The organism is Sphingobium sp. B12D2B (genome assembly GCF_025961775.1).
Taxonomy (GTDB): Bacteria; Pseudomonadota; Alphaproteobacteria; order Sphingomonadales; family Sphingomonadaceae; genus Sphingobium.
Genome location: NZ_JAOQOH010000001.1, coordinates 227170 through 242438, shown reverse-complemented (window position 1 = coordinate 242438; position 15269 = coordinate 227170). Strand labels below are relative to the sequence as shown.

Below are 15269 nucleotides of genomic sequence, written 5' to 3'. Positions count from 1 at the left end.
CCTCCCCAACGAGTGAAATGCCACGATGCGTGAAATCGTCTTCGATACTGAAACCACCGGCTTTGATCCGCTCAGCGGTGACCGTCTTGTCGAAATCGGCTGTGTCGAGCTGATCAATCGCATCCCGACCGGCGAAACCTACCACGCCTATTTCAATCCCCAGCGCGATATGCCCGCCTCGGCCGAGGCGGTTCACGGGCTGTCCGCGCGCTTTCTCTCCGACAAGCCTTTGTTCGGCAGCAAGGCCGCAGAGTTGCTCGAGTTTCTCGGCGATTCAATGCTGGTCGCGCACAATGCGCGGTTCGATTTCGGCTTTCTCAACGCCGAGCTGGAGCGGTGCGGCCATCCCACCGTCGACATGGGGCGGATGATCGACAGCCTGACGATTGCGCGGACCCTTCACCCCGGTGCCAAGCACAGTCTTGATGCCCTGTGCAGTCGCTACGGGATCGACCGCAGCCACCGCATCAAGCATGGCGCGTTGCTGGACGCGGAATTGCTCGCGCAGCTCTATATCGAACTGACCGGCGGGCGTCAGATCGGCCTCACCTTGATGGCGGAAGAACAGATCACCGTCACCGTGACGACCACACAATCCATGGCCATTCCGGCTGCCCGCCCGTTCCGCCCGGCCCGTCTGTTTTCGCCGAGCGCGCAGGAACTGGCGCGTCATGCCGCGTTTCTGGAAAAGATCGATCACCCTTTGTGGCTCGATCGCCCGGCCTGAGGATTATCCTCACTAGGCGGCGCGCCACGTTCATAGACCATCAGGTCCAACAAGAAGGAGAAATCAGATGGAAATCCGCGTATCGGGTCATCAGGTCGACACCGGCGAGGCGCTTCAGGCGCATGTTGCCGAGCGGATGCAGGCGATCGCCGACAAGTATTTCTCGCGCACCATCTCCTCCAGCGTGACGTTCAGCAACGCGCCTCATGGCGCCTTTCGCTGCGACATCGTCTGCCATGTGATGGCAGGGCTGATCCTCAAGGGCGCGGGCGAGGCCCATGATGCCCATGTCTGCTTCGATCAGGCCGCGGAACGCATCGAAAAGCAGCTGCGCCGCTACATGCGGCGGCTGAAAGATCGCCACAGCCAGGCGCTCGCCGCCGAAGCCCAACGCGATGCGCCCGGCATCGACGATGCCAATTATGTCGTCTTCCAGTCCAGCGAAGCGGAAGAGGAAGTGGACGTCGATGCACCGGTGGTGATCGCGGAGATGCGCGTGGATATTCCGCGCGCCAGCGTATCCGATGCGGTGATGATGCTCGATCTGCGCAATACCAATGCGCTCATGTTCCTCAACAGCAGCACGGCCACCTTCAACATGGTCTATCGTCGCACTGACGGAACCATCGGCTGGGTGGAGCCGCCCCGCGCCTGAACGCGCTCGAGGGCTGCGCGCGATGCGCAGCCCTCCCTCCCCTGACCCCGTCCCCGGCAACCGGTTGACCCGAATGGCCTTTGCGCCTATCAGCCGGCCAAGTTTTCTCCAGGCGGCCATGATGGGTGGACTTCACCCCGGCGCAGAAATCCCCAGGTCGGCCGCAGGACACGGGTTGAACATGGATAATTTCAGCGACTTGCTCGCGGCGAACGCTGTTTCGTCTGCGGTGGCCCTTCCTAACAAGAAACAGCTTTTCCTGAAGCTGGGTCAGTTGGCGGCCGATGCCTATGGGCTCGATGCTGCCGAGGTTGTCGAGCGCATCACCGAGCGGGAACGCCTTGGCTCGACGGGCTTTGGTGGCGGAATCGCGATTCCCCACGCCAAGCTGGAAGGGCTTGAGAGCGTCCATGGCGCCGTGGTGCTGCTGGCCGAGCCGATCCCGTTCGATGCGATCGATGATGTGCCGGTGGATGTCGTGTTCATGCTGCTCTCCCCACAGGATAGCGGCGCCGAGCATCTCAAGACCTTGGCCCGTGTCTCGCGCCTGCTGCGCAACGAGCGCCATCTTGCGCGCATTCGGGGCGTCGGCTCGGACGCCGCGCTCTATGCCCTGCTCGCCGGCGGCGAGTCGCGTGACGCAGCCTGACGGCACGCCGCCATCCGGCGAGGCCGCGCATTTCCGGGCGCTTGAACGGCTCTATGCCTCGGCGCCGATCAACGGATTATTCCCCTCAAGGCTGGATATCTCGGCCCCCGGCGAGGCGCGCATCGTCATCGACGTGACGCCGGACTATTTTCATGCCGCAGGCGCCACCCATGGCACGCTGTATTTCAAGATGCTCGACGATGCGGCTTTTTATGCCGCCAACAGCCTCGTCACGGATCGCTTCCTCCTCACCACCGCATTCAACCTGCTGTTCACCCGCCCGCTCAAGGCGGGGCCGATCGTGGCGGAAGGGAAATGGCTGAGCGGCAAGCGGCGCGTTTTTGTCGCCGAGGCACGCCTTGTCGATGCCGAGGGCGAGGAAGTCGGTCGCGGGACCGGCACGTTCATGCGCTCCACCATCCCGCTGGTCGGCCTGCCGGGTTATGTGCGCCCGGAAGTAGGAGACCGGTGACCGCACGCCTGACGAGCCAGATCCTCATCGGGGTTCTGTTGCGCCGTGTCCAGGCGCAGGGGGGGCATGGCACCGTGCTTCACAAGGGGGAGCCGTTGAGCGGAACCATCGTCGTGCAGGCGGTGGATCGCGGCCGGACAATCGGGCTTTTTGAGCGTGTTACGTCCCTTGACGGGACTCTTTCTCTCACGCCCTGCGGACCACGGGATTTAACCCAAGACTCTGAAATATCACAATATATAGACAGAAGAACCCGGGTGGACCCCGACATCTGGTTCGTGGAACTGGATGTCGCAGACGGGGAACGGCTCGCCGCCGAGATACTGTGCACGAGTTGACAGTTCCCGGCTGAGCGGCCAAAGGCCCCACCAACTCGCGCAGGTTGCGTGTGGCCGTCATGGGGACAGGTCATCGCAAACACGCAGACGGGGGGCGGACCGGAGCGCTGAGCGTTGCACGATAGATGCGACCTGCATTCCGATCTCCGACCCACCGCACAGTACTGAGAATGAATGCCCAATCGTGTCGTGGTCGCCATCGTGGCGACCGTTGGACTTCTCTCGTCCACAATCGCTCTGGCTGCTGCTCCTGAGGGAACAGCCCGCCAAGGTTTCTCGACCATGCTCGAGGTTCCCGCCGTCGTCGCTGCAAGCCTGACGACCCCCGCAACGGTTGAACCCGATGCCGAGACGGCTCCGAACGAAGCCGCTTCTGCCGACTCTGTCGATTCGCTGGCCGAATTGGTCCAGCAGGCCAATGTCGAAGAGATTTCCGACGCTGATGCGAAATGTCTCGCCACCACCATTTATTATGAAGCGCGCAGCGAGAGCCTGACCGGCCAGCTCGCCGTTGCCAATGTCGTGCTCGAGCGGGCGCGGTCCGGGCGTTTCCCCACCAGCCTGTGCGGCGTCGTCACGCAGCCGGGTCAGTTCAGTTTCGTCCGTCAGGGCCAGCTGCCCACGCCGACCCATGCCGGTCAGTGGCGCACCGCGCGTGCCATCGCTCAGATCGCGCTGGACGGAAGCTGGGACAACCCGGTCGAAGGCGCCCTGTTCTTCCATTCCGCGCGCGTGTCGCCGAACTGGAAGCATGATCGCCTCACGCGCATTGGCGGTCACATCTTCTACCGCTGAGCCAACCAATCATCACAAGCCGGGCCGGGTCAGCAGAGCGCTGGGCCGGCCCGTCTCGTTTGAGCTTGGCTTGCAGTTGTTCTTATTGTGTTCTAATCCCTCCCCATGGCCTCACATCCTGAACCTGCGCCTGAAACTGCGATCGCCTGCGATCCTGCATTGACCGATGGAACGGCGCTGGCCGTCACGCGCGGAGTGCTGCGTCTCTTTGCGCGCCACGATATTTTCGGGATTTCCGAAGTGCCGCTCCCCAATGGGCGGCGGCTGGACATCATGGCCGTGGATGCCCGCGGCCAGATCATTGCCGTCGAAATCAAATGCAGCCGTGCCGACCTGCTCGGGGACGGCAAATGGCCGGACTATTTCGATTATTGCGATCGCTACTTCTGGGCCGTGCCTGCCGGCTTTGATCTGACCCTGTTCGAGTCCGAGGCGCTGTGGCCAGGGCGCACGGGCCTTATCGTCGCCGACCAATATGATGCCGAAATCCTCCGCCCCGCACCCAGCGAGCCTCTGGCGCCCGCGCGGCGCAAAGTCGAAGTGCAGCGGTTTGCGCGGCGGGCAGCGCGCCGGCTGACCCAGATCACCGATCCGGACGGCCAGTTGCTGTGGAGCAATGACGCCTGAGACTGGGCGCCTGCTTCTTGGATCGGCGTTCCGTGCCATCCGCGATGGACTTGGCATGGCCGGCAAAACGGCTAAGGTTGGCGCATAACAGTCTTTGGAGAAGTGCGTGAGCCAGCCCCTCTACCCTGTGCCTGCGAATTGGCGCGAGCGCGCCTATGTGACCGGTGACGATTATTCACGCCTGTATGCGCAATCGATTGCAGAACCGGAGAGCTTCTGGCGCAAGGAGGCGGCGCGGCTCGACTGGATCAAGGACTTCACCCAGGTCAAGGACGCCAGCTTCCATGAAGCGGACTTCGGCATCAAATGGTTCGCCGACGGCACGCTCAACATCGCGGCCAATTGCCTCGACCGGCATCTGGCGGAGCGCGGCGATGTTCCGGCGATCCTCTGGGCTGGCGACAATCCCGATGAGAGCCGCACGATCAGCTATCGCGAATTGCACGGGGAAGTCTGCCGCTTTGCGAATGTGCTGAAGGCGCAGGGCGTCCGCAAGGGCGACCGGGTCACCATCTACATGCCGATGATCCCGGAAGCGGCGATGGCGATGCTCGCCTGTGCCCGCATCGGCGCCATCCACTCGGTGGTGTTCGGTGGCTTCTCGCCCGACAGTCTCGCGGGGCGCATCACCGATTGCGATTCCTCGGTGGTGATCACGGCCGACGAGGGCGTGCGCGGGGGCAAGACCATCCCGCTCAAGGCCAATGTGGATGAAGCGCTGGACGACTGCACCTGCGTGGAATCGGTGATCGTGGTGCGCCGGACGGGCAATGCCGTTGCGATGACAGACGGCCGCGATCACTGGTATGACGTGCTGCGCGACAGCGTCTCGGACCATTGCCCGGCCGAGGAAATCGGTGCCGAGGATCCGCTGTTCATCCTCTACACCTCAGGCTCCACCGGCAAGCCCAAAGGCGTGCTGCACACCAGCGCAGGCTATCTGCTCTGGGCGGCGATGACGCATCATTATGTGTTCGATTACCGCCCCGGCGATATCTATTGGTGCGCCGCCGATATCGGCTGGGTCACGGGGCACAGCTACATCGTCTACGGTCCGCTCGCCAACGGCGCGACGACGGTGATGTTCGAGGGCGTGCCGCATTATCCCGATTTCAGCCGCTTCTGGCAGGTGGTCGATCAGTTCAACGTGAGCACCTTCTATGCCGCGCCGACCGCGATCCGCGCCTTGATGCGCGAGGGCGATGCCTGGGTGGAAAAGACCAGCCGCAAGAGCCTGCGCATCCTCGGTTCAGTCGGGGAGCCGATCAACCCCGAGGCGTGGGACTGGTATCACCGCGTCGTCGGCGACGGGCGCTGCCCGATCATGGACACCTGGTGGCAAACTGAAACCGGCGGCCACATGATCACCCCCCTCCCCGGCGCGATCGACCTCAAGCCCGGCAGTGCCACCAAGCCCTTCTTCGGCGTGGTGCCGCAGATCGTCGATACAGAGGGCAATGTCCTGGAAGGACGCTGCGAGGGCAATCTGGTGATCGCCGAGAGCTGGCCGGGCCAGATGCGCACAGTGTGGGGCGACCATGAGCGCTTCTTCCAGACCTATTTCAGCACCTATCCCGGCAAATATTTCACCGGCGATGGCTGCCGGCGCGATGAGGATGGCTATTACTGGATCACCGGCCGGGTCGATGACGTCATCAACGTCTCCGGCCACCGCATGGGCACGGCCGAGATCGAATCGGCACTGGTTGCGCATGCCAAGGTGGCCGAGGCGGCCGTGGTAGGCATGCCGCATGACATCAAGGGACAGGGCATCTACGCCTATGTCACACTGAATGTCGGCATTGAGGGCGATGACGACCTGCGCAAGGCGCTGGTGCAATGGGTGCGCCACGAGATCGGCCCGATCGCCACGCCCGATGCGATCCAGTTCGCCCCTGCCCTGCCTAAGACCCGCTCGGGCAAGATCATGCGCCGGATTCTTCGCAAGATTGCCGAGGACGCGGTGGATCAGCTTGGCGACACCTCTACGCTGGCAGACCCGGCCGTGGTGGATCATCTCGTCGCTAACCGGCAGCGCCCGGCGCGCTGAGGCACCGAGCGGCGTGGATTAATGGAATATTAGGCAAGATCCTTCACTCCCGGAGTCGACCTGTTCGGTTCCGGGGGACCTGCCTGAATGTCGAATTCCGCCCATTCCGTTGATGTGGCCATCATTGGTGCTGGCCCAGCCGGGCTGACCGCCGCCTATCTGCTGACCAAGGCGGGGCTGCGCGTGACGGTGATCGAGAAGGATTCCGCGCAGGTCGGGGGCATCAGCCGCACGGTCGAGCATGAGGGGTTCCGCTTTGATATCGGCGGGCACCGCTTCTTCTCGAAGTCGCAGGAGGTGGTCGATCTGTGGAACGAGATCCTGCCCCATGATTTCATCGAGCGGCCAAGAATGAGCCGCATCTATTATCAGGGCCGCTTCTACAGCTATCCGCTGCGCGCCTTCGAGGCGCTGCGCAATCTCGGCATCATTCGCTCGACCCTTTGCATGCTGAGCTACGCCAAGGCCAAGGTCGCGCCGATCAAGCCGGTGCGCAGCTTCGAGGACTGGGTGGTCAACCAGTTCGGACGCAAGCTCTATTCCATCTTCTTCAAGACCTACACCGAGAAGGTGTGGGGGATGCCGTGCGATACCATGTCCGCCGACTGGGCGGCGCAGCGCATCAAGGGCCTGAGCCTGGGCAAGGCGGTGTTGGATGGCCTCAAGCGCAGCCTTGGCCTCAACAAAAAGCCAAACAACGGCATGGGTGCCAAGACCCTGCTCGAGAATTTCCGCTACCCGCGCCTCGGGCCCGGGATGATGTGGGATGCGGCGCGCGACCGCGTGGTCGAAGGCGGCAATCATGTGCTGATGGGCCATGCCCTCAAGCAGATTCACCGCGATCAGGTGACAGGCCGGTGGCGCGTTACCGCGACGCGGGCGGCCGGCGATACGGTCGCGATCAGTGCTGACCATGTGATCAGCTCCGCGCCGATGCGGGAGCTGGCGAGCCGCATCCATCCGGTGCCCAAGACGCTCGGGCACGCGCTGGCGCTCAACTATCGCGATTTTCTGACGGTCGCGCTGATGATCCGCTCCGAAGACCTGTTTCCAGACAACTGGATCTACATTCACGATCCGCGCGTGAAGGTGGGTCGGGTGCAGAATTTCCGCAGCTGGTCACCCGAAATGGTGCCCGATCCCGATATCGCCTGCGTGGGCCTCGAATATTTCTGCTTCGAAGGCGACGGGCTCTGGTCATCCAGCGATGAGGAGCTGATCGCGCTGGCGACCGAGGAGATGGTACTGATGGGCCTCATCCGCGCGGATCAGGTGGTCGGCGGCGCTGTGGTGCGTCAGGAGAAAGCCTATCCCGTCTATGACGAGGCTTATGCGGCGAATGTCGCGGCCATTCGCGCCGAGCTGGAAGACAAATATCCCACGCTTCACCTGATCGGGCGGAACGGGATGCATCGCTACAACAATCAGGATCACGCGATGATGACGGCCATGCTGACCGTGCGCAACATCATCGCCGGCAAGCGGGTGTTCGATATTTGGGGCGTCAACGAGGATGCCGAATATCATGAAGCGGGCCATGAGGGCGCCCTGAGCGCGGGAGAGCGTGCGGCGCTGGAGAGCCAGCGAGCGGTGCCCGCCGGGCGCCGCATGGTGGCATGATCGGGTGATGGGCGCGTTCCTGGCCGGGCTGCTCGGCCACACCTATCTGCGTTATGGTCTTGCTAGCCTCGTCGCGCTGGCTGGCGACGTCGGGCTATTCATGGCCGGCCTGCACCTGGGCATGGCCCCCGCCACTGCGGCGGCTTTTGGTTATATGACCGGAATCCTCATGCACTGGCTGATCTCCTCGCGTCTGGTCTTCGCGCAAGGCGTCGCTGCGAGCGGCGCGGATCGCGTTCGTCAGAAGGCGCTGTTCGTGGGGTCTGCGCTGATCGGTCTGGCGCTGACGACCGGCATCGTCGCGCTTGGCGCGATGCTCGGGGTGATGCCCCTGCTCGCTAAGGCGCTGGCGGTCGCTGTCAGTTTCCAGGCAACCTATATGCTGCGCAAGGCGATCGTTTTCGTATGACTGCCGGGGATGTTTCGGGCCAGCGCCTCGGGCACACTGAGCCCTTTTACCGCTACGTGCCGCTCATCTGGCTCTTCGCCATGGCCCTTCTCGCCATACCCAATTGGACCGAGACGAGGGCGGGTTCGCTCGGCGATCCGGACAATTACATGCGCATGGTCCAGGTCCGCGACTGGCTGAATGGCCAGGCGTGGAGTGACGTCACGCAATATCGCATGAATCTGCCGACCGGTGGGGACCTGCACTGGTCCCGGCTGGTGGACCTGCCGATCGCTTTGATGATCGTGCTGCTTCGGCCCCTTGTCGGCCAGCCCATGGCCGAAGTCGTCGCATTGGTGGCGGTGCCGGCCCTGCTCTGTCTCGCCCTGATGCTCGTCATGGGCCGGCTGCTCCGGGATATCGCCGGGCGGGAGGTCGCGTTGCTGATGCTCGCCCTGTTGCCCGCCTGCCTCATGGTCGGGCTGCAGTTCGCGCCGATGCGGGTCGATCATCATGGCTGGCAATTGCTGATGGCGGCGTGCGCCCTGCTGGCGTGGACCCGGCCCGGCCGCTGGCCTGCGGTCGGATGCGCGCTGGCTTGTGCGGTCTGGATGCATGTGTCGATCGAGGGCCTGCCTTATGCGGCGCTGTTCGCCGGCCTCTATGCCCTGGCGTTCGTGCGCACCGGCGATCGGCGCATCCAACTCTTCATGGCGACGCTGATTGGCGCGAGCCTGTTGCTGATTCTCGGCACGCGCGGCGCTGGCCTGTTTGTGGAGAGCCATTGCGATGCGATCTCTGCACCCTACATCGCCGCGCTGTTCATTGCGGGCGCAATGCTCTTCCTGGTCGACCGCCTGCTTCGTCCTGCCAATCCAACGATGCGCCTCGCCCCGCTCATTGTCGGTGGGGCCGGGGCTGCCGCTGCGGTCGCGCTGATCGCGCCCGCTTGTCTCGCGGGGCCATTTGCCGGGCTGGACCCTCTGGTGCGCGATTACTGGTATTATAGCGTCCGCGAGGGCCTGCCCTTCTGGCGACAGGGCGGCGCGTTCGCGACCTTGATGATTCTGGCCCCTCTCCCCGGTGTCATCGCCGCTATGTGGCGAGCCTGGGTTTGTCGCAGGTCGTCTGATGCGATGATGTGGCTGGGCTTGGCGTTGGCGGCCGCCTTTGCCTGGCTGCTCGGCATGGCCGTGATGCGGGCGACAGCGGTGGCAGAGCTCTATGCCCTGCCCGGCATGGCCGCCGCCATTATGCTGCTCGCCGGCCAGCGCCATCGTTTTCGGCCGCGAATCGGCTGGAGCCTCACGATGGCGGGCACCCTCCTCCTCTCGACGGCACTCCCGGCCTATGGGCTCGGCCAGATGCTGTTCCCGCCCGATAAGGGCAGCACCGACGCGCGGACGGATGGCGACTGCCCGACCGCCATCGCCAGCCCGATGTTCAAGTCTCTGGGGTCCGGCCAGATCTTCGCGCCGATAGATATGGGGCCGTTGATTCTCTATCGCACCGATCTCTCGATCGTCGCAGCGGGCTATCATCGGAACAGTGCCGCGATGGCGACGGTCATTCGCGCCTTCACAGCTAAGCCCGACAACGCGCGCGCGATCGTTCTGGCGACACCCGCGCAATATCTGCTGCTGTGCCCGACCGCGCCGGAGGCGCGCAATTATCTCAAGGCCGCGCCTCACGGCCTTGCTGCCAGTCTGACGGATGGACAGGTGCCGCCTTGGCTGGTCCCCGATGACCGCCTGCAGCAGCCGGGGTCGCGTTTGTACCGCATTTTGCGCTGACGTCACGCCTTCCGGCGCATCCGTGCCCGGCCTGTCCCTCCCGACTTGCATCGCAGGGCGACCCCTGCTAACCGCCCCCCCGTGTCAAGGGGGGTGCAGCCGTACCTCCCCTTTTCTGGCGCGATTCAATTCGGACAAGAGGCAAGGCGCGCGTGGAGCATTCCAGCGGTATTCAGGCTAGCTTGGCGGGGCGTTATGCGCTCGCGCTTTTTGAGCTGGCGCGGGACAAGGGGGCGCTCGATTCGGTGGCGGCAAGCCTTGAGACTCTCAAGGCCGCGCTGGCCGAATCGAACGATCTCAAAGCATTGACGCAGAGCCCGCTGGTCGGCCGCGACAATGCTGCCAAGGCAATCAAGGCCGTAGCGCAGAGCCTCGGGCTCGATTCGCTGACGGAGCGGACGCTGGGCGTGCTGGCGCAGAATCGCCGCCTCTCGCAGACTCCTGCCGTGATTCGGGCATTCTCCACGCTGCTCTCTGCCCATCGTGGCGAGACGCGTGCAGAAGTGACCTCCGCCTTCCCGCTGACCCAGGACCAGCAGAACGCGCTGGCCAGGCAGCTCAAGGCGCGCACGGGCCGCGACATGGCTCTTGATCTTACCGTCGATCCCGAAATCATGGGTGGCCTCGTCGTCAAGATGGGCAGCCAGATGATCGACAGCTCGCTCCGTACCCGACTGAACAAGCTCGCCCAGGCGATGCGCGGCTAACGCGCCAAAGAATCCGATGAAAGGCTGAACATGGATATCAACGCCGCAGAAATCTCCAAGGTCATCAAGGACCAGATCGCCAACTTCGGCGCCGAAGCGGAAGTCAGCGAAGTCGGCACCGTGCTCAGCGTCGGTGACGGCATCGCGCGCATCCACGGCCTCGACAAGGTTCAGGCCGGTGAGATGGTCGAGTTCTCCAACGGCGTGCAGGGCATGGCCCTCAACCTGGAAGCCGACAATGTCGGCGTCGTGATCTTCGGCTCGGACGCCGAGATCAAGGAAGGTGACGTCGTCAAGCGGACCGGCACCATCGTGGACGTTCCGGTCGGCAAGGGCCTGCTCGGCCGCGTGGTTGACGGCCTCGGCAACCCCATCGACGGCAAGGGCCCGATCCAGTCGGACCTGCGTTCGCGCGTCGAAGTGAAGGCGCCGGGCATCATTCCCCGCAAGTCGGTACATGAGCCGGTGCAGACCGGCCTCAAGGCCATTGACGCGCTGGTGCCGATCGGCCGTGGCCAGCGCGAGCTGATCATCGGTGACCGTCAGACCGGCAAGACAGCCGTCGCGATCGATACCTTCATCAACCAGAAGGGCCCGAACGCCGGCACCGACGAGAGCAAGAAGCTCTACTGCATCTATGTTGCCGTCGGCCAGAAGCGCTCGACCGTTGCGCAGATCGTCCGTCAGCTCGAAGAGAATGGCGCGATGGAATATTCCATCGTCATCGCCGCCACCGCTTCCGAGCCGGCGCCGCTGCAGTTCCTCGCACCCTATACCGGCGCTGCGATGGGCGAGTATTTCCGCGACAATGGCATGCACGCCGTGATCGTGTTTGACGACCTTTCCAAGCAGGCCGTTGCCTACCGTCAGATGTCGCTGCTGCTGCGTCGTCCGCCGGGCCGCGAAGCCTATCCGGGCGACGTGTTCTATCTGCACAGCCGTCTGCTTGAGCGTGCCGCCAAGATGAACGACGCCAATGGCGCCGGTTCGCTCACCGCGCTGCCGATCATCGAGACGCAGGCCGGCGACGTGTCCGCCTACATTCCGACCAACGTGATTTCGATCACCGACGGTCAGATCTTCCTCGAAACGAACCTGTTCTATCAGGGCATCCGTCCCGCCATTAACGTGGGTCTCTCGGTGTCCCGCGTGGGTTCGGCGGCGCAGACCAAGGCGATGAAGAAGGTGTCCGGCTCGATCAAGCTGGAGCTGGCCCAGTATCGCGAAATGGCCGCGTTCGCCCAGTTCGGCTCGGACCTCGACGCCTCGACGCAGAAGCTGCTGAACCGTGGTGCGCGCCTGACGGAGCTGCTCAAGCAGCCGCAGTTCTCGCCCCTGCCCTTCGAGGAGCAGACCGTGTCGATCTTCGCCGGCACCAATGGCTATCTCGATGGCATCGCGACCAGCGACGTCACCCGCTACGAGGCGGCGATGCTGGCCCATATGCGCGCCCACCATGCCGATATCCTGGCCGCGATTCGCGACAGCCGTGACCTCGGCGACGACGTGAAGGCCAAGGTCAAGGACGTGCTGGACGCATTCGGCAAGACGTTCGCCTGAGATGGTTCGCATCCCCATCGGCCTAGCCGGTGGGGACCTGATGCCGGCATGACCGGCACGACGATGAAAAGGTAGGTTGAGCCAGTGGCTTCGCTCAAGGAACTCAAGGGTCGGATCGCCTCGGTCAAGTCGACCCAGAAGATCACCAAGGCCAAGCAGATGGTCGCTGCGGCCAAGCTGCGCAAGGCGCAGGCGGCGGCCGAAGCCGGGCGCCCCTATGCCCAGCGGCTCGAGAAGGTCGTTGCCAGTCTTGCTGGCAAGGTGACCGGCGACAGCGCACCGCGTCTGCTTGCGGGCACGGGCAAGGACGACGTGCATCTGCTCGTTGTGGCCAATGGCGACAAGGGTCTGGCGGGTGCCTTCAACGCCAACATCGTCAAGGCGGCTGTCGCCAAGGCGCGGGTGCTGATCGCACAGGGCAAGACGGTGAAGTTCTACCTCATCGGCCGCAAGGGTCGCGCGGTGATCGCGCGCACCTTCCCCGGCCTCATCGCCGGTCAGTTCGATACGACGGACGTTCGCACGCCCGGTTTCGACGAAGCACAGGCCGTGGCGCAGGACATCTCCGAGCGCTTCTTCGCCGGCGAGTTCGACGTGGCCCATCTCTTCTATGCCGCGTTCCGCTCGCCGCTGGTTCAGACGCCGACCGAGCAGCAGATCATTCCGGTCGCTGTGCCGGCCGACGCACCTGCCTCTTCGGGCGCCGCGGTTGAGTATGAGCCGGACGAGGAAGCGATCCTCGCGGATCTTCTGCCGCGCAACATCACCATCCAGATCTTCAAGGCGTTGCTGGAGAATATGGCCAGCGAGCAGGGCGCATCGATGACCGCGATGGACAATGCGACGCGCAACGCCGGCGATCTCATCAATCGTCTGACGATTGAGTACAACCGCAGCCGTCAGGCCGCGATCACCACCGAGCTGGTGGAAATCATTTCGGGCGCAGAAGCGCTTTAACGGACAAGCAGGCAAGGAAGCAGAGACATGGCAGCCACCAACAATGTCGGCAAGATCAGCCAGGTGATCGGCGCCGTCGTCGACGTGATCTTCGAGGATCGGCTCCCGGCGATTCTCTCGGCGCTCGAGACGGACAATAACGGCCAGCGGCTGGTGCTCGAAGTGGCGCAGCATCTCGGCGAGAACACCGTGCGCACGATTGCCATGGACGCCACCGACGGTCTGACCCGTGGTCAGGACGTGGTCGACACCGGCGCGCAGATCTCGGTGCCGGTCGGCCCGATGACGCTCGGCCGCATTCTCAACGTGATTGGCGAGCCGATCGACGAGCGTGGCCCTGTGAATGCCGCGACCACCGCGCCGATCCACGCCAAGGCTCCGGAGTTCGTCGACCAGTCGACCGAGACCAGCATTCTGGCGACGGGCATCAAGGTCATCGATCTGCTCGCGCCTTATGCCAAGGGCGGCAAGATCGGCCTGTTCGGCGGCGCCGGCGTGGGCAAGACCGTGCTCATCCAGGAGCTGATCAACAACATCGCGAAGGGCCATGGCGGCACCTCGGTGTTCGCTGGCGTTGGCGAGCGCACGCGCGAAGGCAATGATCTCTATCACGAGTTCCTCGATGCCGGGGTTATCGCCAAGGATGCCGACGGCAACCCGACGCCGGAAGGCTCCAAGGTGGCGCTGGTGTTCGGCCAGATGAACGAGCCCCCGGGCGCCCGTGCGCGCGTGGCGCTCTCGGGCCTGACGATCGCCGAATATTTCCGCGACCAAGAAGGGCAGGACGTGCTCTTCTTCGTCGACAACATCTTCCGCTTCACGCAGGCCGGCTCGGAAGTGTCCGCTCTGCTCGGCCGTATTCCTTCGGCCGTGGGCTATCAGCCGACGCTCGCGACCGACATGGGCGCGCTGCAGGAGCGCATCACCTCCACCAACAAGGGTTCGATCACCTCGGTGCAGGCCATTTACGTGCCCGCAGACGACTTGACCGACCCGGCGCCGGCCACCAGCTTCGCGCACCTTGACGCCACGACCGTGCTCAACCGCGCGATTTCGGAGCTCGGCATCTACCCGGCCGTCGACCCGCTCGACTCGACCAGCCGCGTGCTGACCGCCGCCGTCGTGGGCCAGGAGCATTATGACACGGCCCGCCGCGTTCAGGAGACGCTGCAGAAGTACAAGTCGCTGCAGGACATCATCGCGATCCTGGGCATGGACGAGCTGTCCGAAGAGGATAAGCTGACCGTCGCCCGCGCGCGCAAGATCCAGCGCTTCCTTTCGCAGCCCTTCCACGTCGCCGAGGTGTTCACCGGCATTCCGGGCAAGTTCGTCCAGATCGAAGACACGGTGAAGAGCTTCAAGGCTGTGGTCGACGGTGAGTACGACCATCTGCCCGAGGCTGCCTTCTACATGGTCGGCGGCATCGACGAAGCCATCGAGAAGGGCAAGAAGCTGGCAGCGGAAGCAGCCTGATCTGACGGCTTGAAGCGCCTTTCGCCGATGGCAGGAGGCGCCAACGCCCTTTCGCGGGGCGCAATCGAAACAGGGTCGGCGCCGAGCATGTACAGCCGGCGCGACCATTCCACCCTTTACCCCTCCGCTGTGAGGGGGGAGAGAAGACCATGGCACTGCACTTCGAACTCGTGACCCCTGAGAAGCTCGTCCTCTCGCAGGACGTCCACATGGTCGTCGTGCCCGGCACCGAGGGCGAATTCGGCGTGCTGGAAGGCCACGCGCCCTTCATGTCCACCGTCAAGGACGGCGCCCTGAAAGTCTACGACCGCGACGGCGCCGAGCCGCGCGTGATCATGGTCGAAGGCGGCTTTGCTGAGGTGAGCGAGGCTGGGTTGACGGTGCTGGCTGAGAAGGCTGGGTAAGAGTAGCTGACAAAAGTCCCAATACGGTTTTTTAACCGTATTCGCTGCAAGGCC

General features: G+C 63.9%; 16 protein-coding genes. All 16 read left to right on the top strand.

The annotated features are described in order from the left end of the window. The first annotated feature begins 25 nt into the window (after positions 1–25). Positions 26–727, top strand: coding sequence for a DNA polymerase III subunit epsilon (dnaQ, locus tag M2335_RS01205; RefSeq protein ID WP_264571633.1), 702 nt, complete (start codon positions 26–28; stop codon positions 725–727). A 67-nt stretch (positions 728–794) separates the two neighbouring features. Then, positions 795–1382, top strand: coding sequence for a ribosome hibernation-promoting factor, HPF/YfiA family (gene hpf / locus M2335_RS01200; protein WP_181561069.1), 588 nt, complete (start codon positions 795–797; stop codon positions 1380–1382). Positions 1383–1563: 181 nt separating this feature from the next. After that, positions 1564–2031, top strand: coding sequence for a PTS sugar transporter subunit IIA (locus M2335_RS01195; RefSeq protein WP_181561068.1), 468 nt, complete (start codon positions 1564–1566; stop codon positions 2029–2031). Next, entirely contained in the window at positions 1991–2503 is a 513-nt protein-coding gene (locus M2335_RS01190; RefSeq protein WP_264577028.1) for a PaaI family thioesterase, read from the top strand. Before M2335_RS01195 ends, M2335_RS01190 begins: the two co-directional genes overlap by 41 nt. Next, entirely contained in the window at positions 2500–2841 is a 342-nt protein-coding gene (locus M2335_RS01185; RefSeq protein ID WP_264577027.1) for a DUF1491 family protein, read from the top strand. The genes M2335_RS01190 and M2335_RS01185 overlap by 4 nt, the downstream gene beginning before the upstream one ends. Before the next feature lie 174 nt (positions 2842–3015). Next, positions 3016–3636, top strand: coding sequence for a cell wall hydrolase (locus M2335_RS01180; protein ID WP_181561065.1), 621 nt, complete (start codon positions 3016–3018; stop codon positions 3634–3636). A 105-nt stretch (positions 3637–3741) separates the two neighbouring features. Continuing rightward, entirely contained in the window at positions 3742–4263 is a 522-nt protein-coding gene (locus M2335_RS01175; protein WP_264593527.1) for an MmcB family DNA repair protein, read from the top strand. Between the two features lie 106 nt (positions 4264–4369). Further along, a complete protein-coding gene (gene acs, locus M2335_RS01170) occupies positions 4370–6313 on the top strand; it encodes an acetate--CoA ligase (RefSeq protein ID WP_264593526.1) in 1944 nt (647 codons plus the stop codon). Between the two features lie 87 nt (positions 6314–6400). Then, positions 6401–7933 carry an NAD(P)/FAD-dependent oxidoreductase gene (locus M2335_RS01165; RefSeq protein WP_264593525.1) on the top strand — a complete coding sequence of 511 codons (1533 nt, stop codon included), beginning with the start codon at positions 6401–6403 and terminating at the stop codon, positions 7931–7933. 7 nt (positions 7934–7940) lie between these two features. Continuing rightward, the gene (locus M2335_RS01160) at positions 7941–8342 is read left to right on the top strand and encodes a GtrA family protein (protein ID WP_264593524.1); all 402 of its coding nucleotides are present in this window, start codon (positions 7941–7943) and stop codon (positions 8340–8342) included. Next, the gene (locus tag M2335_RS01155) at positions 8339–10114 is read left to right on the top strand and encodes a hypothetical protein (RefSeq protein ID WP_264593523.1); all 1776 of its coding nucleotides are present in this window, start codon (positions 8339–8341) and stop codon (positions 10112–10114) included. The genes M2335_RS01160 and M2335_RS01155 overlap by 4 nt, the downstream gene beginning before the upstream one ends. 152 nt (positions 10115–10266) lie before the next feature. Further along, positions 10267–10821: a F0F1 ATP synthase subunit delta gene (locus M2335_RS01150; protein WP_264593522.1), complete on the top strand. Its 555-nt coding sequence runs from the start codon at positions 10267–10269 to the stop codon at positions 10819–10821. A gap of 30 nt (positions 10822–10851) precedes the next feature. Continuing rightward, positions 10852–12381 (top strand): F0F1 ATP synthase subunit alpha, encoded by a 1530-nt coding sequence (gene atpA / locus M2335_RS01145; protein ID WP_181561058.1) that lies wholly within the window; start codon positions 10852–10854, stop codon positions 12379–12381. A gap of 84 nt (positions 12382–12465) precedes the next feature. Beyond that, positions 12466–13338 carry a F0F1 ATP synthase subunit gamma gene (locus M2335_RS01140; RefSeq protein WP_181561057.1) on the top strand — a complete coding sequence of 291 codons (873 nt, stop codon included), beginning with the start codon at positions 12466–12468 and terminating at the stop codon, positions 13336–13338. A gap of 27 nt (positions 13339–13365) precedes the next feature. Next, entirely contained in the window at positions 13366–14811 is a 1446-nt protein-coding gene (gene atpD / locus M2335_RS01135; protein ID WP_181561056.1) for a F0F1 ATP synthase subunit beta, read from the top strand. Between the two features lie 149 nt (positions 14812–14960). Further along, positions 14961–15215, top strand: coding sequence for an ATP synthase F1 subunit epsilon (locus tag M2335_RS01130; protein ID WP_181561055.1), 255 nt, complete (start codon positions 14961–14963; stop codon positions 15213–15215). The last annotated feature ends 54 nt before the right edge of the window (positions 15216–15269 follow it).

Excerpts from the sequence above, each read along its gene's own strand:
- dnaQ (WP_264571633.1), top strand. The coding sequence starts at position 26 with ATGCGTGAAATCGTCTTCGATACTGAAACCACCGGCTTTGATCCGCTC.
- hpf (WP_181561069.1), top strand. The coding sequence starts at position 795 with ATGGAAATCCGCGTATCGGGTCATCAGGTCGACACCGGCGAGGCGCTT.
- M2335_RS01195 (WP_181561068.1), top strand. The coding sequence starts at position 1,564 with ATGGATAATTTCAGCGACTTGCTCGCGGCGAACGCTGTTTCGTCTGCG.
- M2335_RS01190 (WP_264577028.1), top strand. The coding sequence starts at position 1,991 with ATGCCCTGCTCGCCGGCGGCGAGTCGCGTGACGCAGCCTGACGGCACG.
- M2335_RS01180 (WP_181561065.1), top strand. The coding sequence starts at position 3,016 with ATGCCCAATCGTGTCGTGGTCGCCATCGTGGCGACCGTTGGACTTCTC.
- M2335_RS01175 (WP_264593527.1), top strand. The coding sequence starts at position 3,742 with ATGGCCTCACATCCTGAACCTGCGCCTGAAACTGCGATCGCCTGCGAT.
- M2335_RS01165 (WP_264593525.1), top strand. The coding sequence starts at position 6,401 with ATGTCGAATTCCGCCCATTCCGTTGATGTGGCCATCATTGGTGCTGGC.
- M2335_RS01160 (WP_264593524.1), top strand. The coding sequence starts at position 7,941 with ATGGGCGCGTTCCTGGCCGGGCTGCTCGGCCACACCTATCTGCGTTAT.
- M2335_RS01155 (WP_264593523.1), top strand. The coding sequence starts at position 8,339 with ATGACTGCCGGGGATGTTTCGGGCCAGCGCCTCGGGCACACTGAGCCC.
- atpA (WP_181561058.1), top strand. The coding sequence starts at position 10,852 with ATGGATATCAACGCCGCAGAAATCTCCAAGGTCATCAAGGACCAGATC.
- atpD (WP_181561056.1), top strand. The coding sequence starts at position 13,366 with ATGGCAGCCACCAACAATGTCGGCAAGATCAGCCAGGTGATCGGCGCC.
- M2335_RS01130 (WP_181561055.1), top strand. The coding sequence starts at position 14,961 with ATGGCACTGCACTTCGAACTCGTGACCCCTGAGAAGCTCGTCCTCTCG.